The sequence below is a fragment of the Pseudomonas sp. GM102 genome (genome assembly GCF_000282555.1).
Lineage (GTDB): Bacteria > Pseudomonadota > Gammaproteobacteria > Pseudomonadales > Pseudomonadaceae > Aquipseudomonas.
On the sequence record NZ_AKJB01000144.1, the window covers coordinates 42,704 to 62,901 of the forward strand.

The following is a 20,198-nucleotide window of genomic DNA, read 5'->3' on the forward strand; positions in this document are numbered from 1 at the left end:
GAGAGCCATTCACTTCTCCCTGTTCAGGCCCACGTATTTGTGGGTTTTTTTTTGAAGAGACCGTGGGTGCGATTGCATCGACCACCGCATCGACACGGTTCATTTGTTATTTCAGAGGAACGAAAGACGTATGGATTATCCAAAAAACGTGCCCAGCGTCGGCTTGGTCAATGGCTGGTTTGTCGATGAAAACCCCATCGTCGGGACACCGGGATCGCTGATTCCCGCGACCTGGGGAAATGGCGTGACACAAGAGATTCTGAACGTCATCAAGGCTGCGGGGCTGACACCTGACGAAGCCAAAAATGACCAATTGGTGCTGGCGATTGGCGCATTGGTCGATTTCACCAAGATGAACAATACCCCTACCACATTAAGTGGTTACGGCATCACCGATGCCGTAGGCCGACTGTTGGCGGTCAAGCAATTCGATACTGTTGGGATCACGGTCTACCGCCCCAATCCCAAGGCCAAACGAATTCGCGTGCGGTTGGTGGGCGCCGGTGGTTCCGGGGCCGGCTGCCCGCCTGTCGCGGCGACTTATCAAAGTTTGGGCGGTGGTGGTGGCTCAGGTGCCTATGCCGAAAGTCTCTATGACGTGAACGCGGAAATGTTGGCCGGGATACCTATTACATTGGGATCCGGAGGTGCCGCGCGCAATGCGATGGGGGCTGCGGGAGGCGGCGCTTCCTTCGGGTCCTACATGAGCGCGGCGGGAGGTTATGGCGGACAAATTCTGACGTTTGTAGCAAACACCTCCGGATTTGTTCAGGGAGGCGCGGGAGGACTGGCTGTAACAGGAGGAAATCTGGCCAACGCTCGCGGTATTCACGGTGGTTATGCGATGAGCAACACCAACTGGGGACTTCTATCTGGGGCGGGAGGCGCCAGTCCATTTGACGGTGGTGGCTCTTTCACGGGCGTGAACGGCAATGGTAATCCCGGCGCGCGAGGTTCAGGAGGCAGTGGCAGCTGCTCGACCAATGCTTCGGCCTCGTGCCTGAGTGGACCCGGTGGCAATGCCTTTTGTGAAATCTGGGAGTACGAATAATGGCCGTTTATGCACGTGTAGAAGATGGGACTATTGTTGAGTTGGTTGATACGGGCGACTACGAGATCAACCAATTATTTGCTCCGGATTTTCTGACCTCGATGGTACGTGTACCCGAAGGTGTTGATGTAAAGCCAGGCACTTCGATTAGCGATATAGGACAGACCTTCGAGCTTCCCGTTGTATTGGGTGCATCAGGTATGGCTGATACATCGGATACAAAGAGCGAAGATCCATGGGCGCAGGAACGGGACTGGCGCCAATCCATTCTTGCGAGCAGTCAATGGCTGACGACGCGCCATCGTGATGAGCAGGAGCTTGGACGCGTTACAACGCTCACGGTGAAACAGCACTTGGAGTTGCTTGAGTACCGACAAGCGTTGCGCGACTGGCCTGCCGCTGAAAACTTTCCAGCTATAGCGGCCCGGCCGGAGGCGCCAGGCTGTCTGGCATGTGTTTTGTCAGAAACTTCAAGTTTTAATTGAGGATCGAATGAATGGATTATCCAAAGAGTGTACCCAGTGCAGGTTTGGTGAATGGGAAGTTTGTGAATGAGAACCCCATAATCGGATCGGCCGGGTCATTGATTCCCGCGCAGTGGGGCAATGCAGTCAGTGAAGAAATGATTAGTGTCATTCAATCTGCCGGGCTTGTGCCCGATGAGCAGGACAACACTCAACTGAACGCGGCGATCGCCATTAAAGTGACAGACAGCATTATCCCTGTCGCGTCCCAACAGGAGGCAGAGACAGGCATCGATAATGCAAAACGGATGACTTCCTTAAGAGTCTTTCAAGCAATCGCTAAAAATGTTCAGCAGGCAACCGAGACCATTGCGGGTGTGGCGAGAATAGCAAGTCAGTCCCAAACCAATGAGGGGGTGAACGATGTAACGATAGTAACGCCAAAAAACTTGCGCTTCGGTTTTGCAATCAGTCTCACGACTAACGGATATATCGTTTTTCCATCATGGCTTGGAGGTCTGATCATTCAATGGATCGGAACTTCAACACTTGGCATTCAAGGTGCTTATTCAAGTTTTACGCTTGCATTTCCAAATGCCTGTTTTGGAGTGTTTCCTACAACCCTTAATGGTTCCGCTCCGGCAAGTGTATCGTTGGGGCCTAAGACTCTGACGGGGTTCACTTTGTACTCATCGATACTGCCATGCGGTTTCGGTGCCATCGCTATAGGGCGTTAAGGGGGGTTAATGGAACGTTTTTATAGCCAATCCACGGGTTGTATTTATTTGTCTGGATTGCATGCGAAGATGCCAAACGATGCGGTGCCTATCACTCAGCAGCGCTTTCTGGCAGTCATTGGTGACCCGAAGCCTGGCAAAGATCGCAGTCACGATGTCGATGGTTTACCGATTCTGATCGATTCCACTCCGGCGACCGAGTTTGAGCTGATTGCATCGGCGCGTAGGTGGCGTGATGAACAACTCATGGCCACTCAATGGCTAGTTGATCGGGATCGGGACGAGGAGGCCGCTAGTGTGCCGCTTACTTTGACCACTGATGATTTCCATGACTTATTGAATTATCGACAGGAGTTGCGAGATTGGCCCATTACCTCTGGTTTTCCAAAAGAGACCAGTAGACCGTTGGCCCCGGATTGGTTGGCACAAACACTCAGCGGAGCATGAGTGATGTCCCTCACCCAACAGAAGTTATTGCAGATACTCCCCAACGCCCGCCACCAAGCGGGCGTTTTCATTTCCGCCCTGAACACCGCCATGTCTCACCGCAACATCAACACCCCAAAACGCATCGCCGCCTTCCTCGCGCAAGTCGGTCACGAGTCGGGGCAGTTGCAGTACGTACGTGAACTGGGCAGCATTCAATACCTGAGCAAATACGACACCGGCACTCTGGCCGCCCGCTTGGGCAACACTCCAGAACCCGACGGCGACGGTCAAAAATACCGTGGCCGTGGCCTGATCCAGATCACCGGCCGCAACAACTACCGTCAATGCAGCCTCGGTCTGTTCGGCGATGAACGTCTGCTGTCTCTGCCTGAACTGTTGGAACAACCCCAATGGGCGGCCGAATCAGCAGCATGGTTCTGGGAGCAGAACGGTTTGAATGAATTGGCTGACCGCGATCAGTTCAACAGCATCACCCGCCGTATCAACGGTGGGTTGAACGGCTTGCAGGATCGTCTGGAAATCTGGGCGCGGGCGAGGGCGGTGCTATGCCAGCCTTCGGTCTGATCGGCTGGCGACTGATCGGTCTGCTGGTGCTGGCCGGTTGTTCGGCGTCATTGGCCTGGCAGTTTCAGGATTGGCGTTACGGCCGGCAACTGGCGGAGCAGGCCAGGCTGCACGCCGAGACCCTTAACCAACAGACTCTGGCCGCCGCCACCCAGCAACAGGCCGAGCAGGACAAGCGTCTGACTCTGGAACAACGGCTGTCGGCCAGTGAACAATCCCATTATCGAGCGCTTAGCGATGCCGAACGTGATCAAGATCGCCTGCGCGATCGTCTTGCCACTGCTGATATGCGCTTGTCAGTCCTCCTTGATGCCAACGACGCTGCCTCAACCTGTGCAGTGCCAGCCGCCTCCAGCGCCGGCGGCGTGGATCATGGCGCCCCGCGAGCCCGACTTGACCCGGCGCATGCTCAACGAATTATCGCCATCACCGACGCAGGCGATAGCGGACTGATTGCCCTGCAGGCATGTCAGGCCTATGTCAGAGCCCTCGCTCGCTAACATTTTGATCGATCCTGAACCTTGCAAGCGTGATCGGCTCGTGTACGGTAGGCCTCATTCCGCTCGATCAGGAGAGAGCCGTGAAAGATATCACTCAGCTGGCCGCTGAACTTGGCAGACGCTTGCAGGTTCTCAATGCCCACGTCACTACCGCCGAATCCTGTACCGGTGGGGGGATTGCCGAGGCGATCACCCGTATTCCGGGGAGTTCGGCGTGGTTCGAGGCCGGTTATGTCACGTACTCCAACCGCCAGAAAACCCAGCAACTGGATGTCCCGGCCGAGTTGTTTCCAACTGTCGGGGCGGTCAGTCGCGAGGTGGTCGAGGCCATGGTCCGCGGCGCGCAGGAAAAAAGCCGGGCGCGTTTTGCCGTGGCGGTCAGCGGTGTGGCCGGGCCGGATGGTGGTTCGCCGAGCAAGCCCGTGGGCACGGTGTGGCTGGCCTGGGGCGTCGGTGAGCAGGTGTTCAGCGAGGTGCAGTACTTTCCCGGTAACCGTGACGAGGTCCGCCGACAAACGGTGAAGGCCGCGCTAGAGGGGCTGCTGCGCCATGCCGCTGGAGAAATCTCAAATCAGGGGTAGGCGATCCTGAAACGCTGTGGAATAATACTGGCTACTTATACAGGTGTTGGCCGTCAGGCCTTATTGATTACGTGAGGACTTTAATGGACGACAACAAGAAGAAAGCCTTGGCTGCGGCCCTGGGTCAGATCGAACGTCAATTCGGCAAGGGTGCCGTAATGCGTATGGGCGATCAGGACCGTCAGGCGATCCCGGCTATTTCCACTGGCTCTCTGGGTCTGGACATCGCGCTCGGCATTGGCGGTCTGCCAAAAGGCCGTATCGTTGAGATCTACGGTCCTGAATCCTCCGGTAAAACCACCCTGACACTGTCGGTGATCGCCCAGGCTCAAAAAGCCGGCGCGACCTGCGCATTCGTCGACGCCGAACACGCCCTCGATCCTGAGTACGCCGGCAAATTGGGCGTCAACGTCGACGACCTGCTGGTTTCCCAGCCGGACACCGGCGAACAAGCCCTGGAAATCACCGACATGCTGGTGCGTTCCAACGCGGTAGACGTGATCATCGTCGACTCCGTGGCCGCTCTGGTGCCGAAGGCTGAAATCGAAGGCGAAATGGGCGACATGCACGTGGGCCTGCAAGCCCGTTTGATGTCCCAGGCGCTGCGTAAAATCACCGGTAACATCAAGAACGCCAACTGCCTGGTGATCTTCATCAACCAGATCCGTATGAAAATCGGCGTGATGTTCGGCAGCCCGGAAACCACCACCGGTGGTAACGCGCTGAAGTTCTACGCATCGGTTCGTCTGGACATCCGCCGTACTGGCGCAGTGAAAGAAGGTGATGAAGTCGTCGGTAGCGAAACCCGCGTCAAAGTCGTGAAGAACAAGGTGGCTTCGCCGTTCCGTCAGGCCGAGTTCCAGATTCTTTACGGCAAGGGCATCTACCTCAACGGTGAGATGATCGATCTGGGCGTGCTGCATGGTTTCGTCGAGAAGTCCGGCGCTTGGTATGCCTACGAAGGCACCAAGATCGGTCAGGGCAAGGCCAACTCGGCCAAGTTCCTGGCGGACAATCCGGAAATCGCCGCCAAGCTCGAGAAGCAACTGCGTGACAAGTTGCTGACCCCAGCGCCGGACGTCAAAGCATCGCCAGTCAAAGAGACGGCTGATGACCTGGCTGACGCTGATATCTGATTGATCCGATGACCGCCGTACTCGATACACTCGTCGCGGTGCGGCGAACCGCAATGGACCTGCTCGCGCGACGCGAGCATGGTCGAGTCGAGCTGACGCGTAAACTGCGTCAGCGCGGCGCCCTCCCTGAAATGATCGACACAGCACTCGACCGTTTGACGGAAGAGGGCCTGTTGTCCGAGTCCCGTTACCTCGAGAGCTTCGTTTCCTACCGCGCCCGTTCCGGTTATGGCCCTTTGCGAATTCGCGAAGAGTTGAGCCAGCGCGGTCTGCAACGTACCGATATCGAACTCGCCTTGCGCGAGAGCGGTATCAACTGGCAGGAACAACTGGAAGACACCTGGCGGCGAAAATTCTCCGGGCACTTACCGATAGATCCCCGGGAACGTGCCAAGCAGGGCAGGTTCCTGAGTTATCGGGGGTATTCCATGGAAATGATCAGCCGCTTGTTCAGCGGCCGAGGGATGGACGATTGAATGAACGGCTCGCTATTTCGATAGCGGGCCGTTTTTTTTGCCTCACGTTACCTTGGACGGTTCCCGTGTGCGTTGTTGCGCCTGGGGTTTGGACTGGGCCCAGTTTTCCGGCAGGTTGATGTAGTCCACGAGCTCCCGCAGACGGCCATGATCACGGGCGTTGAAGGTGAAGGCCAGTCGCGCCAGATGGCTGAACTGTGCTTCGTCGTGTTCCTCACCGCTGTAGGCGTGCTGATGGAAATGGTCGCTCAGGCACAGGTCGGCGAATGTCTCCTGCATGTGTTCGAGCGCCCGGTCGCTGAGTTTGTGGTTCATGCGAATCACGAACTGATGTTTGAGCCAGCGACTGGAGTGGAAGTTGCTGTAAAACTGATTGATCTGCTCCACAGCCTCTTCGGCACTGTAGACCAGGCTCAACAGCTTCATGTCGGTTGGCAGGATGTAGCGATTTTCCTCCAGTTGCTGATGAATGAAGTCCAGCGCGCCTTGCCAGAACTTGCCGCCCGGCGCATCCAGTAGCACCACAGGCACCAGCGGGCTTTTGCCGGTCTGGATCAGGGTCAGCACTTCCAGCGCTTCATCCAGCGTACCGAAACCGCCTGGGCACAGGACCAGCGCATCGGCCTCCTTGACGAAGAACAGCTTGCGGGTAAAGAAAAAGTGGAAGGGCAGTAGATTCCCGGTGCCATTGACCGTGGGATTGGCATGTTGCTCGAAGGGCAGGGTGATATTGAATCCCAGGCTGTGTTCCAGACCGGCGCCTTCGTGGGCCGCCGCCATGATACCGCCGCCAGCACCGGTGATGACCATCATGTCCGAGCGCGCCAGAGCGGCGCCAAGTTCTCGGGCCAAACCATACAGTGGGTGTTCTATCGGCGTGCGGGCCGAGCCGAAAACAGTGACTTTGCGTCGTCCCTTGAACTGCTCCATTACACGGAAAGCATGTTCGAGTTCGCGCAGGGCTTGCAGGGTGATCTTGGCATTCCAGCGGTTGTGATCTTCCTGGGCCATGCGCAGCACAGTCAGGATCATGTCGCGGTAAATCGGGATGTTGGGGCTGTTGGGTGAAACCAGGTTGAGTTGTTCTTCGACCTTGCTGGTGAGGTCGTGGCCGCTTTCTTGAAAATGACGGCTCAGGAGGTCATTCGGTTGGTAAGGCATTCAACTTCTCCTTCTGCACAGAACCCTTGGCCCGACAAAACAATCGTCGGCGCCGCGACACCCCTTGTGTCGCTGTCTGCCCAAGCCCTTGCCTGGGCGCTCCACCTGACTCGATTGCAATCGAGCCATCCATACGGGCTCTGCTTATCCCTTGAATGAAAGAAACGTTCGCACAATAAGACACGCAATGGGCAGCCCCTTTTCTGCCCTGAAAAAAACCACATGAACACTTTGAATTTAGACCCTCGCAACGATTTTTGCTGCTTGATCATTGCGCCGCAAAGTCTTTCCTGGCAACCGCTTATTGACGATTTGCAAGGTGCTTTCACCGCTCGTCTGAACGCAAGCCGTATGTCCTGCGCTCTGATTTACTAAGTTACAGGCGTGACACGACAACTTTGCGTCAATGGCAGGACGCAGCGTTCAAGCAATTCAAGGATTTTTCGCGTGATCAACGACGATCAATGCGTGCAGGGAGGCGGGAAACCATGCCCAGAGTCACTCTGGAAATCGATGCGCAACTGTATCGATTGCTGAAGTTATCAGCCGAGACCAATCATTTGAGTCTCGAAGAGGAGTGCTGCCGGCGTCTGGAGGGCGGGGAGCGACGTTCGCGCTACTTGCAGGCGTTGTTGGCAGAATTGCGCGCCGAGGATGAACAGCGGCGCGCCAATTCCCGTTGATTACTTTTTCTTGGCCGGTGTGGCTTTCGGGCAATCCGATTCCTGGAAGCTTGCAGAGCCGACCGGGCGATTGGTTTTCACTTCTGTGAAGTCATAACGCATGATCGCGCCCTTGGCCATCAGCTTGCGGAACCCGTCGTTTCGGCAGACGGAGGCGCCAAGCTGGAAGTACACGGCTTTCGGATCGGCGCGCATCTTGTCGGCGTGGCTGCTCTGAACGCTCAGATGATTGATCAGCTGATTGCCTTCGACGGTATAACCCTGATCCAGAAGGTCTTCGTTGATCGCCCGTGGCGTGCCGACACTGCTTTGTACGGCGACGTTTCGCAGCTCTCTGTTCAGATTCTGCTCACTCAAGGAAGCAGCCTGAGCATTGAAGGACGACGCCAGCAGAATGGCAGCGGTGGGAACGATAAGGCGCAGCATGAAACTCTCCTGGTTCAGTGACTGGTGGTTCGACCAGCCACGTGACTGTGCGTTCAGTGGCGGCGAATTATAGGGGAGCCCGCCTGGACGGTACAGGCTTGCGCTGGCCGCTCTGGTAAACTGCTGGCCTTTATTGCCTTGCCGAGTGCCGTTTGTGTCGAGTTTTCCTGTCTGCCGGTGTTGCTCACGATGAACCACGCCCCCAACGCCGTAGCCCGCTTGCGCGATCAGCGAGAGGAAGAGGGTATCAAGCCGATTCAGGCCCGTGGCTGGCGAGCAACCCGTTGCCGTGCCTGCCGTGTGATCGAAAGCCACTGCCTGTGCGCCTGGCGCCCGCAGGTCGACACCCGTAGCGGGGTGTGCCTGATCATGACCAATAAAGAAGTGTTCAAACCAAGCAACACCGGTTGGCTGATTGCCGATGTGGTGCGCGACAACCACGCATTCATCTGGTCGCGCACGGAAATCGATGAACAATTGCTGGCGCTGTTGGCGGACCCGCAATGGCAACCCTATCTGGTGTTTCCTGGCGAATACGTCGAGCCCGAGCGAGTTACCCACAGCGTCGAGGTTGATAGCACCAAGCGCCCATTGTTCATTCTGCTGGACGCCACCTGGACCGAAGCCCGGAAGATTTTCCGCAAAAGTCCCTATTTTGATGCGTTCCCGATTCTGAGCCTGCTTCCCGAGAAGCTTTCACGATACCGATTGCGCAGGTCCACTCGCAGCGAGCACCTGTGCACGGCCGAAGTGGCGGCGCTGTGCCTCGATCTTGCCGGTGATACAGACGCTGCCTCTGCGCTGGACGCTTATTTTGATGTGTTCAGCCAGCATTACCTGGACGCTAAACATCAGCTGGAGATGAATGTTGCAACACCGGCCCACGCCGAGCTGATGCCCTTCGTACAACACTCGGCGCCTGTTGTTTGCTGAGCATCGCCCATACTGCAAAAGAACCACGCTTGCTGGCAGGGCCATGCAACTTGACCACCCCGGCTTCGCTGGGCATGCTTGGCGCCGATTAGGGCGCGGCCAAGGTTTGAAACGCTGCTTTTTTTACGTAATTGGCGTTGAACGTGCCCTGTTGGTGCTGCTGCGTGGCTGCACCTCGAGTTGTTTTGGCGAGGCCTGAATGCATCAGGCATCCCATAAAAAAACAGGATCATTTGAAAAATGGCCACATACGAAATCCTGATTGCCGATGACCATCCTCTTTTTCGTAGCGCCCTGCATCAAGCGTTGACCCTGGGCTTGGGCCCGGATGTCCGTCTGGTGGAAGTGGCGAGCATTGCCGAGCTGGAAACCCGTCTGGACGAAAAGGCCGATTGGGATCTGGTATTGCTGGACCTGAACATGCCGGGGGCTTACGGTTTTTCCGGGTTGGTGCTGTTGCGTGGGCAGTACCCGCAGATTCCGGTGGTGATGGTCTCGGCTCAGGAAGAAGCATCGATCATGGTGAAGTCCCGTGAATTCGGCGCCAGCGGTTTCATTCCCAAGTCCAGTGATTTGAGCGTCATTCAGAAAGCCGTACGCGCGGTGCTGGATGGCGACGTTTTCTGGCCGCCCCAGGCCTTCGAAGCGGTCAGCGTTTCCGCCGAAGCCAAGGCTGCCAGCGAAGGCCTTGCCAGCCTGACACCGCAGCAGTTCCGGGTATTGACCATGGTCTGTGAAGGTTTGCTGAACAAGCAGATTGCTTACGAGTTGAGCGTTTCCGAAGCGACGATCAAGGCCCACGTCACGGCCATTTTCCGTAAGCTGAATGTGCGGACCCGGACTCAGGCAGCGCTGCTCTTGCAACAACTTGAGTCAATTTCGAGCAACTAAGGCGCTACGTGTTCACGCTTTTTTGACTTTGCTTCATCTAGCTTTCCCACTCCTTTTTGGTCAGTTGCCTACTTTATGTCACCTTTCAAAGGCCAGACCGGCCTCAAACGCATCCTCAACGCCTCTGGTTACTCCCTGGACGGCCTGCGCGCGGCCTTCACCGGTGAAGCAGCCTTCCGGCAACTGGTGTTGCTTAATGCCATCCTGATTCCGTTGTCATTCTTCCTCAACGTCAGCCGTGTCGAGCAGGCGCTGCTGATTGCGGTCTGCCTGTTGGCCTTGATCGTCGAGCTGCTCAATTCGGCGGTGGAAGCGGCCATCGACCGCATTTCCCTTGAGTTGCATCCACTGTCCAAGAACGCCAAGGACATGGGCAGCGCTGCTCAATTCGTGGCGTTGAGCATGATCGCGCTGGTGTGGGCGGTGATTCTGCTTTAAGCGATGGTGGGCAGGACGATCTCGTCGCTGCGCTGAACCCCGGCGGTGAACGCGCGGCACAGTTCGAGGAATTCGCGCATCGCCGATGTCTGATATTTCTGTTTGTGCCAGATGAAATAGAACTGCCGCGCCAGGTCCAGATCCGGTGTTTCCACGGGCACCAGGCTGCCGCGGCGGAACGCATCGCGCAGCGCCAGGCGCGAAATGCAGCCAATCCCCAAACCTGATTCCACCGCGCGCTTGATCGCTTCGGTGTGTTCCAGTTCCAGGCGAATGTTCAGCGCGCTGCGATGGTGTCGCATGGCCTGGTCGAACGTCAGCCGTGTGCCCGAGCCTTGTTCGCGGAGAATCCACGCCTCATGACTCAGCTCCTCCATGGTCGCGATGCCACGTTTGGCCAAGGGGTGCTGAGGCGCACAGAACACCACCAGCTCATCTTCGACCCAACTCTGAACTTCGATGTCCGGATGGCTGCAGTCGCCCTCGATTAGACCCAGATCAATTTCATAATGCGCGACTTGTTGCACGATGTTGGCAGTGTTCTGCACATGCAGCTTCACCTGGCTTTCCGGATGGCGCTGCATGAAGCTGCCGATCAGCAGGGTGGCGAGGTAATTGCCGATGGTCAGGGTCGCGCCGACCGCCAGAGAGCCGAAACCGGACTTGCCGTTGAGCAAGTCTTCGATCTCCTTGGCCTGGTCGAGCAGAGCCACCGCCTGCGGCAACAGTTGTTTGCCAAGGGCGTTGAGGCTCAGCCGTTTGCCGGCGCGATCGAACAGCTGGCAGCTGCATTGACGCTCTAGCTCGGTGATCGAGGTGCTCGCCGCCGATTGCGAGAGGTTGAGCGTCAGGGCAGCACGAGATACGCTTTCCTGCTGGGCGACGGCGACGAATACTTGAAGTTGACGGAGAGTAAATCGCATATCGATATAACCGATAACCCTTATCTTAATAATCCATTTAACAGATATTGTCGCTGCCATTAGAATGCGATGCAATTGCGCACATCATCGGCGCAGGCAAATCTCCAGGAGTCCCACGTACATGAGCAACATGAACCACGAGCGTGTCCTCAGTGTTCACCACTGGAACGACACTCTGTTCAGCTTCAAGTGCACCCGCGATCCGGGCCTGCGCTTCGAGAACGGTCAGTTCGTGATGATCGGCCTGCAACAGCCCAACGGCCGCCCGCTTATGCGCGCTTACTCGATTGCCAGCCCGAACTGGGAAGAGCATCTCGAGTTCTTCAGTATCAAGGTGCCTGATGGCCCGCTGACTTCCCAGTTGCAGCATCTGAAGGAAGGCGACGAGATCATCATCAGCAAAAAGCCTACCGGCACCCTGGTACTGGATGACTTGAAGCCTGGCAAACATTTGTACCTGCTCAGCACCGGTACCGGTCTGGCGCCATTCATGAGCGTCATCCAGGACCCGGAAACCTACGAGCGTTTCGAAAAAGTGATCCTGTGCCACGGCGTGCGTTACGTCAATGAAGTCGCTTACCGCGAGTTCATCACCGAGCATTTGCCGCAGAACGAGTTCTTCGGCGAGGCGCTGCGTGACAAGTTGATCTATTACCCGACCGTGACCCGCGAGCCGTTCGAGAACGAAGGCCGCCTGACCGACCTGATGCGCAGCGGCAAGCTGTTCAGCGACATCGGTCTGCCACCGATCAACCCGCAGGACGACCGCGCCATGCTGTGCGGCAGCCCGAGCATGCTCGACGAGACCAGCGAAGTGTTGAACAGCTTCGGCCTGAAAGTTTCGCCGCGGATGCGCGAGCCGGGTGATTACCTGATCGAGCGTGCATTCGTCGAGAAGTAAGCCGTTGTTTGGGTGACGCAGAGCGTCACTGGATGCATTCCCACGCGGAGCGTGGGAATGATCAGCCCCCATTGCCTGTGCAGGCAATGGGGGCTTTTTTATGCCTGATTGGAGACGGGAATGACTTCGAGGACGCGGATCAGGTCAGGCGTCGGGTAATGCCAGCGCACATCCACATCCCAGAACTGCGCGCCGTATTCCCTTTCTGGCGTAGGAATCTGGTACGCCGGGCGTGGGTCTTGTGCCAGGCATTGCTCGATCAGCTCGACCAAGGGCTCATCAAGCCGCTGAGCGTGGCCGTGAGCCTGTTGCAGTGCTGAGTCTGTCCACTGGACGGGAATCAGCGATGGCGGGGCGCTGGCGATGCTGTTGGACGCCGTATCGATGATGTCGGCGTAAGGCACGTAGGGTTTGATGTCGAGAATCGGCGTCCCGTCGAGTAGGTCGATGCCGGAGATCCACAGCCGATTGGCTTCGACCTTGTCCAGTTTGACCACCGATTGACCGATGCCATTGGGTCGATGCGTTGCCCGAGTGGCAAATACGCCCATGGATTTGTTGCCGCCCAGGCGGGGAGGGCGGACTTTCAGGCGTGGTTTTTCTTCCAGGGCCTGATGGAACAGAAACAGCAGCCAGACATGGCTGACCTGCTCCAGCCCCTGCACTGCATCACCCTGATCGAACGGCGCCACCAACTCCAGCACGCCTCGAGCGGCCGGGGCCAGTTGCGGTTGGCGCGGAATGGCGAACTTCTCCTTGAAGCAGGAGCGCACGAAGCCGATGGGGGAAACGCTGTAGGTCATGGTTTGGGGTCGAAGCGGAGTTGGGGTGGGCATGATAACCCGAGCGGTCGCGAGATCGGTGGTGACTGTTAGTCCGTCATCGCGAGCAGGCTCGCTCCCACATTTGATTTGCGGCGGGCACAAATGTTGTGGTCACAGCAGGCCCCTGTGGGAGCGAGCCTGCTCGCGATGGCCGCACCACCAATCTCAGAGACTGAACCCACCATCCAAAGGAATGATATTCCCAGTCATATACGCCCCGGCCGTACTCGCCAAACTGATCGCCAAGGCAGCCATCTCTTCCTCTCGCCCCCAGCGCTTCATCGGAATCAGCGCCGTGTCCTCGGCCAACGCCTGTTCATCATTGCCAATGTGCTGAGTCATCTTGCTCGGAAAACGCCCCGGTGCAATCACGTTGACGTTGATGTGCTGACTCACCAGTTCCCGCGCCAGAATCCGCGACAGTTGATGCAGGGCAGCCTTGCTCGGGCCGTAGGCATACGCCTGTTCGCCGAAGGACGAAATCCCGGCCACCGAACCAATGTTGATGATCCGTGCCGGATTCGCCGCCGAACCAGCCTTGCGCAGCAACGGCAGAAATTGCTGGATGCAGTTGAACACCGAGGTCACGTTCAGCTGCATGACCTTTTCCCAGCCCTTGACCGGGTAACTCTCCAGCGGCGCGCCCCACGTGGTACCGGCGTTGTTCACCAGAATATCCAGCTGACCGATCTGTTCACTCAATTGCGCGGCCAATTGCTGGACGCCTTCTTCGTGGGCCAGGTTGGCAGCTACCGCATGACAAACCCCGAAGGCACCGAGTTCGTTGGCAGTTTGCTGACAGGCGTCGGCATCACGGGCACACACGTACACAGTGGCGCCAGCCTCGACATAAGCCTTGGCAATCATTTTGCCGATACCGCGAGTGCCGCCGGTCACCAGAGCGTTGCGGCCTGCGAGAGAGAAATACGGGTGCATAGGGCGAGTCCTGAGGGCAAAGGGTCAGTACACCCTAGCCGTCAGCCGCTGGAAGCGGAGCCACTATTTTTGCGAGGAATGGGGGGCCATACGGCCCAGCTACAAGTTTCAAGCTACAAGCTACAAGCTACAAGCTACAAGCTACAAGCTACAAGCTACAAGCTACAAGCTAGACACTATCCGCTTGCGGCTTGTAGCCTGCAGCTGCTTTACGCTCTCACTCGAAGAGTGAGCCCCTTGAGGAAGTTGCGCAGCAACTGGTCGCCGCAGGTGCGGTAGTTGGTGTGGCCGAACTTGCGGAACAGCGCGCTCAGCTCAGGCTTGGACACCGGGAACTCGGCCGCCTTGAGGATCGCGTGCATGTCGTCTTCCTTCAGCTCGAAGGCTACGCGCAGCTTTTTCAGGATGATGTTGTTGGTCACCGGCACTTCGATCGGCTGCGGCGGACGGCTTTCGTCCTTGCCGCGCTTGAAGATCACCAGGCCATCGAGGAAATGCGCCATGACCTCGTCCGGGCAGCGTACGAAGCCTTCCTCGTCTTCCTCTTTCTTGTCGAGGTACGTCAGCAGGTCTTCCATGGACACGTCCATGCCGCCGAGCTTGATGATCTCGATGACTTTCTTGTCGCTGATGTCGAGCATGTAGCGCACGCTGCGCAGTACGTCGTTATGAATCATGGTGTGCAATCCTGATATTCAGCAGTGGGCGTCGCATAAGCCGCGGCGCCGAAATGTAGGGCGGCGTGAAAAGTCTTAGAACTTCTCTTTGCCGGACAGGTAGCGCCATTGCCCCAACGGCACTTTGCCGATGGACACACCGCCGATGCGGATGCGGCGGATGGCGACGACCTTCAGGCCCACGGCCTGGCAAAACAGGGCGATCACGCCCGGTTGTGGGTTCTTCATCGCAAAACGCAGGCGGTTTTCGTTCTGCCAGCTGGCTTTGACCGGCGGCAGTTCCTTGCCCTTGTAGGTCAGGCCGTGGTTCAGGCGGTTGAGGCCGTGAGCCACCATGTCGCCTTCAACTTCCACCACGTATTCCTGCTCGATTTTGGCGGAGTCGGCAGTGAGTTTGCGCAGGATCTTCCAGTCCTGGGTGAACACCAGCAGACCGCTGGCATTGGCCTGCAGATCGGTACTGGCGGTCAGGCGCAGGAAGTGGCCCTTGAGCGGGCGTTTGCCGTAGCGGTGTTCTTCGCTCAGGGTCTCGGCGCTGATGGTCGCCATGGCCGTTTCCGCGTCCATGCCCGCAGGGACGTTGAGCAGAATGGTCACCGGCTCCGGCGCAGTGGCCTTGGCTTCGGGATCGAGCTCGACTTTTTGGGTGTCGACCTTGAACTGCGGCTCGTCGATGACTTCGCCGTCCACGGTGACCCAGCCGCCCTCGATGAACAGCTCAGCCTCCCGACGGGAACAGCCGACGAGTTCGATGAGGCGTTTGGAGAGACGAATCGGGTCAGTCATGACAGGGCCGTAACAAAAAAGGGGTGGGCATTGTACCTGCTGGGCGCCGGTTAATCCCGGCTCCATTTGCGCAGTATGGTTTTTTGTGGGAGCTGGCTTGCCTGCGATGCAGACAACGGGGTATGTCAGTTGCACCGAGGTGATGCAATCGCAGGCAAGCCAGCTCCCACATTTGTTCTATGGTGCGTCAGCCATTGCGCGTCAATTGTTGAGACTGACGCAAACGCATGTGCAGCAACGGATACGGCTGACCCATACCGTCGTGCTCGGAGCGACCGATCACCTCAAAACCCTGCTTGAAGTAGAACCCCAAGGCCTGCGGATTTTGCTCATTGACGTCCAGCTCATCGGCGTTCAGGTGTTCCAGGGCATAGCGCAGCAATTGCTTGCCCAGGCCTTTGCCGCGATGCGCCGGGTCGATGAAGAGCATTTCGATCTTGCCCGCCGCGACGCCGGCGAACCCGGTGATGCGCTGGCGTGAGTCTTTGGTGCAGATCAGCATGACCGCGTCGAGGTAGCGGGTCAGCACCAGATTCTTCAGCAGGTCGATGTAGCTGTCGGGCAGAAAGTCATGGGTGGCGCGCACCGAGGCTTCCCACACTTGGGTGAGTTCTTCGTAGTCGCTCTGTTTCGGTGTGTGAATGACCGAGTGTTGGCGCATGCCCGCTGGCCTCTCTTGCGTAGATGACGCGAGTTCTTTCTCTCACAAAACGATAGACGTAAAAAAGCCCCGCATCTCGTCAAGAGAGCGGGGCTTTTTATATTTTTTGCATTTAGATCTGTTCAGCCCACAGGTCGTACTCGTCGGCATCGGTCACTTTGCACCAAACTTTGTCGCCTGGTTTCAAGTTGCTGCCGTTATCGATGAACACGTTGCCGTCGATTTCCGGGGCATCGAAGAAGCAGCGGCCGACCGCGCCTTGCTCGTCGACTTCATCGACCAGCACTTCGATTTCACGGCCGATGCGCATTTGCAGGCGCGCCGAGCTGATGGCCTGCTGGTGCGCCATGAAGCGGTCCCAACGGTCTTGCTTGACGTCGTCCGGCACAATGGCCGCGTCCAGCAGGTTGGCCGGTGCGCCTTCGACCGGCGAGTACTGGAAGCAGCCAACGCGGTCCAGCTGGGCTTCTGTCAGCCAGTTCAGCAGGTACTGGAAGTCTTCTTCGGTTTCGCCAGGGAAGCCGACGATGAAGGTCGAACGGATGATCAGGTCCGGGCAGATTTCGCGCCAGTTCTTGATCCGCGCCAGGGTCTTGTCTTCGAAGGCCGGGCGTTTCATGGCTTTCAGGACTTTCGGGCTGGCGTGCTGGAACGGGATGTCCAGGTACGGCAGGATTTTTCCGGCGGCCATCAGCGGGATCAGCTCGTCGACGTGCGGGTACGGGTAAACGTAGTGCAGACGTACCCAGACACCGAGAGTGCTGAGGGCTTCGCAGAGTTCGGTCATGCGGGTTTTCACCGGCGCGCCGTTCCAGAAGCCGGTGCGGTATTTCACGTCGACGCCGTAGGCGCTGGTGTCTTGCGAGATCACCAACAGCTCTTTGACGCCGGCCTTGACCAGGCGCTGAGCCTCGTCCAGTACATCACCGACCGGACGGCTGACCAGTTTGCCGCGCATCGACGGGATGATGCAGAAGCTGCAGCTGTGGTTGCAGCCTTCGGAAATCTTCAGATAGGCGTAGTGGCGCGGGGTCAGTTTGATCCCTTGCGGCGGCACCAGGTCGATCAGCGGGTTGTGATCCTGACGCGGAGGCACTGCGTCGTGCACGGCGTTGACCACCTGCTCGTACTGCTGCGGACCGGTCACGGCCAATACGCTTGGGTGCACCTTGCGAATGTTGCCTTCTTCGACGCCCATGCAGCCGGTCACGATGACCTTGCCGTTTTCCTTGATGGCTTCGCCGATCACTTCCAGGGACTCTGCCTTGGCCGAGTCGATGAAGCCGCAGGTGTTGACCACCACGACGTCGGCGTCCTCGTAAGTGGACACAACGTCATAGCCTTCCATGCGCAGCTGGGTAAGGATGCGCTCGGAGTCGACCAGTGCTTTCGGGCAACCCAGGGATACGAAGCCAACCTTTGGATTGGCCGGCGCAGGAGTGGTGGACATGTCTAACCTCGGTATTTGGGACGCCTCCAGCCGAAGTCGGCAAGGCGACAGACGGACGCTATGTTGCGTCTCTGGTCAAAAAGTGCGCAATTCTAGCGATGAGAGGCGCACTTGACCAGCTTTATGCAGGGAAATACGACGAGTGCTGCGCTATGCTTCGCGCCGTTACGCTTTACCGATTTTCTATAGTCAATAAAACGTCTGTAACAACACGTAAAACAGCGCATGCTGCACCACAAAGCATAGTGCTTCCTATAAGAAGTCCGTGTCTGAGTAGTAGGAGTTTTGGATGGGGCAGGCAAGTAGTCAGGTGGCAGGCGCCGAGCATTCGGCGGCGAAGCCGATCGGTATGCTGGTCGCAGCAGTCGGGGTGGTTTATGGCGATATCGGCACGAGCCCGCTGTACACCCTCAAAGAAGTGTTTTCCGGTGGCTATGGCGTGCCGGTCAACCATGACGGCGTGCTGGGCATTCTTGCGCTGATCTTCTGGTCGCTGATCTGGGTCGTCTCGATCAAATACATGATGTTCGTGCTGCGTGCCGACAACCAGGGTGAGGGCGGAATCATGGCCTTGACCGCGCTGGCGCGGCGGGCAGCGGCGGGTCATGCGAAGTTGCGTACCTTGCTGGTCGTCTGCGGGCTGATCGGCGCGGCGCTGTTCTATGGCGACAGCATGATCACCCCGGCGATTTCCGTTCTCTCGGCGATTGAAGGCCTTGGGCTGGCATTCGAGGGCATCGACCATTGGGTGGTGCCGCTGTCGTTGATCGTGCTGGTGGCATTGTTTCTGATTCAGCGTCACGGTACGGCGCGGATCGGCATTCTGTTCGGGCCGATCATGGTCACCTGGTTTCTGGTACTGGGCGCGCTGGGCGTGTATGGCATCAGTCAGCATCCGGAAGTGTTGCAGGCGATGAATCCGGTGTGGGGCGTACGCTTCTTCATGGTCCACCCGGGCATGGGGATCGCGATTCTTGGCGCTGTGGTGCTGGCGTTGACCGGTGCCGAGGCGTTGTACGCCGACATGGGCCACTTCGGTCGCAAGCCGATTGCCCGGGCCTGGTTCATTCTGGTGCTGCCGGCGTTGGTGCTGAACTACTTCGGTCAGGGCGCGTTGCTGCTCGGTGATCCGGAAGCCGCCCGTAACCCGTTCTACTTGTTGGCACCGAGCTGGGCGCTGATTCCGTTGGTGGGGTTGTCGACCCTGGCCACGGTAATCGCCTCTCAGGCGGTGATTTCTGGTGCGTTCTCCCTCACTCGTCAGGCGATCCAGCTCGGCTACATTCCGCGGATGCACATCCAGCACACGTCCAGTGCCGAGCAAGGCCAGATCTATATCGGCGCGGTGAACTGGGCGCTGATGGTTGGCGTGATCCTGCTGGTGCTGGGCTTCGAGTCCTCCGGCGCGTTGGCTTCGGCCTACGGCGTGGCGGTGACTGGCACGATGCTGATGACCACCATCCTGGTGTCGGCGGTGATGTTGCTGCTGTGGAAGTGGCCACCGATCCTCGCGGTTCCGGTGTTGCTGGGTTTCCTGTTGGTGGACGGTCTGTACTTCGCCGCCAACGTGCCGAAAATCATTCAGGGCGGGGCGTTCCCGGTGATTGCCGGTATCGCGCTGTTCGTGTTGATGACCACCTGGAAACGTGGCAAGCAACTGCTGGTGGATCGACTGGACGAAGGCGGGCTGCCGTTGCCGATCTTCATCAGCAGTATCCGCGTGCAACCGCCGCATCGGGTCCAGGGCACGGCTGTGTTCCTCACCGCTCGCCCGGATGCCGTGCCTCACGCGCTGTTGCACAACCTGCTGCATAACCAGGTGCTGCACGAGCAAGTCGTGTTGCTGACAGTGGTGTACGAAGACATCCCGCGCGTCCCGCCACAGCGGCGTTTCGATGTCGATTCCTACGGCGAAGGGTTCTTCCGGGTAATCCTGCATTTCGGCTTCACCGACGAACCGGACGTGCCTGAGGCCTTGAAACTGTGCCATCTGGATGACCTGAATTTCAGCCCGATGCGCACGACCTACTTCCTTAGCCGCGAGACGGTTATTGCCTCCAAACTGGAAGGCATGGCCCGCTGGCGCGAGGCGTTGTTCGCCTTCATGTTGAAGAATGCCAACGGTAATCTACGGTTCTTCAATTTGCCGTTGAATCGGGTGATTGAGCTGGGTACACAGGTCGAGATGTAAGCCACAACGAAAAGCCCCCGTTGCCATGAAGGTAGCGGGGGCTTTTTTGTGTCTGGCACTTGATCCGAACCTACGAAAATCCCTGTGGGAGCGGGCTTGCCCGCGATAGCGGTATGTCTGTCACATCAATGCCGGATCTGCCACCGTCATCGCGGCATGGGTATCTACACATCTTCCCGATTCGGTGTACATATCCGTTGCTGCGGTAATGGCCACTTAGGGTTCCGCCCTGACGGCGGGTCACTTGGAAAAGCCCCAAGTAACCAAGGGCTTTTGCCCCTGTCGTTCGGTGCCTCGCCCAGGCTCGGCATGCCCTCGCTCCGGTCCTGCTCCGTTGGCCCGCCGCGATCGGCCATCC

Annotated in this window: 24 protein-coding genes and 1 pseudogene; 16 read left to right on the forward strand and 9 right to left on the reverse strand. The window is 57.9% G+C overall.

What is annotated here, in order from left to right:
- Window positions 1-130 precede the first annotated feature (130 nt).
- From PMI18_RS01855 to recX, 10 genes and pseudogenes are all read left to right on the forward strand, one after another.
- Window positions 131-1,051 carry a glycine-rich domain-containing protein gene (locus PMI18_RS01855; protein WP_007907255.1) on the forward strand — a complete coding sequence of 307 codons (921 nt, stop codon included), beginning with the start codon at window positions 131-133 and terminating at the stop codon, window positions 1,049-1,051.
- Window positions 1,051-1,536 (forward strand): phage tail assembly chaperone, encoded by a 486-nt coding sequence (locus tag PMI18_RS01850; protein ID WP_007907257.1) that lies wholly within the window; start codon window positions 1,051-1,053, stop codon window positions 1,534-1,536. The genes PMI18_RS01855 and PMI18_RS01850 overlap by 1 nt, the downstream gene beginning before the upstream one ends.
- 11 nt (window positions 1,537-1,547) lie before the next feature.
- Window positions 1,548-1,745: pseudogene (locus tag PMI18_RS30970) on the forward strand (hypothetical protein); the annotation flags it as partial.
- Between the two features lie 78 nt (window positions 1,746-1,823).
- Complete coding sequence (locus PMI18_RS32070) at window positions 1,824-2,252, forward strand: gp53-like domain-containing protein (RefSeq protein ID WP_443200882.1); 429 nt, start codon at window positions 1,824-1,826, stop codon at window positions 2,250-2,252.
- Window positions 2,253-2,261: 9 nt separating this feature from the next.
- Window positions 2,262-2,699, forward strand: a complete 438-nt coding sequence (locus tag PMI18_RS01840) for a phage tail assembly chaperone (protein ID WP_007907260.1) — start codon at window positions 2,262-2,264, stop codon at window positions 2,697-2,699.
- Window positions 2,700-2,702: 3 nt separating this feature from the next.
- Window positions 2,703-3,266 (forward strand): glycoside hydrolase family 19 protein, encoded by a 564-nt coding sequence (locus tag PMI18_RS01835; RefSeq protein ID WP_007907262.1) that lies wholly within the window; start codon window positions 2,703-2,705, stop codon window positions 3,264-3,266.
- On the forward strand, window positions 3,248-3,766 hold the full coding sequence (locus PMI18_RS01830) for a lysis system i-spanin subunit Rz (protein WP_007907264.1): 519 nt from the start codon (window positions 3,248-3,250) through the stop codon (window positions 3,764-3,766). Before PMI18_RS01835 ends, PMI18_RS01830 begins: the two co-directional genes overlap by 19 nt.
- An 80-nt stretch (window positions 3,767-3,846) precedes the next feature.
- Window positions 3,847-4,347, forward strand: coding sequence for a CinA family protein (locus PMI18_RS01825; protein WP_007907266.1), 501 nt, complete (start codon window positions 3,847-3,849; stop codon window positions 4,345-4,347).
- Between the two features lie 83 nt (window positions 4,348-4,430).
- Complete coding sequence (recA, locus tag PMI18_RS01820) at window positions 4,431-5,483, forward strand: recombinase RecA (protein ID WP_007907270.1); 1,053 nt, start codon at window positions 4,431-4,433, stop codon at window positions 5,481-5,483.
- Between the two features lie 8 nt (window positions 5,484-5,491).
- Window positions 5,492-5,959, forward strand: a complete 468-nt coding sequence (recX, locus tag PMI18_RS01815; protein ID WP_007907272.1) for a recombination regulator RecX — start codon at window positions 5,492-5,494, stop codon at window positions 5,957-5,959.
- 42 nt (window positions 5,960-6,001) lie between these two features.
- Here the strand turns inward: recX and PMI18_RS01810 are convergent, their stop codons facing one another.
- Entirely contained in the window at window positions 6,002-7,120 is a 1,119-nt protein-coding gene (locus PMI18_RS01810) for a TIGR00730 family Rossman fold protein (protein WP_007907275.1), read from the reverse strand.
- Window positions 7,121-7,608: 488 nt separating this feature from the next.
- Between PMI18_RS01810 and PMI18_RS01805 the strand changes: the two genes are divergently transcribed.
- Window positions 7,609-7,803 (forward strand): hypothetical protein, encoded by a 195-nt coding sequence (locus tag PMI18_RS01805; protein WP_007907277.1) that lies wholly within the window; start codon window positions 7,609-7,611, stop codon window positions 7,801-7,803.
- On the opposite strand, the gene PMI18_RS01800 is transcribed toward PMI18_RS01805, so the two are convergent.
- A complete protein-coding gene (locus PMI18_RS01800; RefSeq protein ID WP_007907279.1) occupies window positions 7,804-8,229 on the reverse strand; it encodes a PA3611 family quorum-sensing-regulated virulence factor in 426 nt (141 codons plus the stop codon).
- 189 nt (window positions 8,230-8,418) lie between these two features.
- Between PMI18_RS01800 and PMI18_RS01795 the strand changes: the two genes are divergently transcribed.
- The 3 genes from PMI18_RS01795 (at window position 8,419) to PMI18_RS01785 (ending at window position 10,491) form a co-directional block, all read left to right on the forward strand.
- On the forward strand, window positions 8,419-9,162 hold the full coding sequence (locus PMI18_RS01795; protein WP_007907283.1) for a tRNA-uridine aminocarboxypropyltransferase: 744 nt from the start codon (window positions 8,419-8,421) through the stop codon (window positions 9,160-9,162).
- Window positions 9,163-9,402: 240 nt separating this feature from the next.
- Complete coding sequence (erdR, locus tag PMI18_RS01790; protein ID WP_007907284.1) at window positions 9,403-10,053, forward strand: response regulator transcription factor ErdR; 651 nt, start codon at window positions 9,403-9,405, stop codon at window positions 10,051-10,053.
- Window positions 10,054-10,128: 75 nt separating this feature from the next.
- Window positions 10,129-10,491, forward strand: a complete 363-nt coding sequence (locus PMI18_RS01785) for a diacylglycerol kinase (RefSeq protein ID WP_007907286.1) — start codon at window positions 10,129-10,131, stop codon at window positions 10,489-10,491.
- Here PMI18_RS01785 and PMI18_RS01780 read toward each other — a convergent pair.
- A complete protein-coding gene (locus PMI18_RS01780; protein WP_007907288.1) occupies window positions 10,488-11,414 on the reverse strand; it encodes a LysR family transcriptional regulator in 927 nt (308 codons plus the stop codon). The two genes, PMI18_RS01785 and PMI18_RS01780, sit on opposite strands and share 4 nt — an antisense overlap.
- Before the next feature lie 121 nt (window positions 11,415-11,535).
- Between PMI18_RS01780 and fpr the strand changes: the two genes are divergently transcribed.
- A complete protein-coding gene (fpr, locus tag PMI18_RS01775) occupies window positions 11,536-12,315 on the forward strand; it encodes a ferredoxin-NADP reductase (RefSeq protein ID WP_003443014.1) in 780 nt (259 codons plus the stop codon).
- Window positions 12,316-12,413: 98 nt separating this feature from the next.
- Here fpr and tsaA read toward each other — a convergent pair whose 3' ends face one another.
- The 6 genes from tsaA to rimO all read right to left on the reverse strand — a co-directional run bounded on the left by tsaA (window position 12,414) and on the right by rimO (window position 17,649).
- Window positions 12,414-13,118, reverse strand: a complete 705-nt coding sequence (gene tsaA, locus PMI18_RS01770; protein WP_007907290.1) for a tRNA (N6-threonylcarbamoyladenosine(37)-N6)-methyltransferase TrmO — start codon at window positions 13,116-13,118, stop codon at window positions 12,414-12,416.
- Window positions 13,119-13,304: 186 nt separating this feature from the next.
- A complete protein-coding gene (locus PMI18_RS01765) occupies window positions 13,305-14,075 on the reverse strand; it encodes an SDR family oxidoreductase (RefSeq protein WP_007907291.1) in 771 nt (256 codons plus the stop codon).
- A 209-nt stretch (window positions 14,076-14,284) separates the two neighbouring features.
- Window positions 14,285-14,752 (reverse strand): DUF1456 family protein, encoded by a 468-nt coding sequence (locus tag PMI18_RS01760; RefSeq protein ID WP_007907292.1) that lies wholly within the window; start codon window positions 14,750-14,752, stop codon window positions 14,285-14,287.
- A gap of 75 nt (window positions 14,753-14,827) precedes the next feature.
- Window positions 14,828-15,538, reverse strand: a complete 711-nt coding sequence (locus PMI18_RS01755) for an rRNA pseudouridine synthase (protein ID WP_007907293.1) — start codon at window positions 15,536-15,538, stop codon at window positions 14,828-14,830.
- A 187-nt stretch (window positions 15,539-15,725) separates the two neighbouring features.
- Complete coding sequence (locus tag PMI18_RS01750; protein WP_007907294.1) at window positions 15,726-16,199, reverse strand: GNAT family N-acetyltransferase; 474 nt, start codon at window positions 16,197-16,199, stop codon at window positions 15,726-15,728.
- A 112-nt stretch (window positions 16,200-16,311) separates the two neighbouring features.
- Complete coding sequence (gene rimO / locus PMI18_RS01745) at window positions 16,312-17,649, reverse strand: 30S ribosomal protein S12 methylthiotransferase RimO (protein WP_007907296.1); 1,338 nt, start codon at window positions 17,647-17,649, stop codon at window positions 16,312-16,314.
- Window positions 17,650-17,938: 289 nt separating this feature from the next.
- On the opposite strand from rimO, the gene PMI18_RS01740 reads away from it, so the two are divergent.
- Window positions 17,939-19,840 (forward strand): potassium transporter Kup, encoded by a 1,902-nt coding sequence (locus PMI18_RS01740; protein WP_007907298.1) that lies wholly within the window; start codon window positions 17,939-17,941, stop codon window positions 19,838-19,840.
- Window positions 19,841-20,198 lie beyond the last annotated feature (358 nt).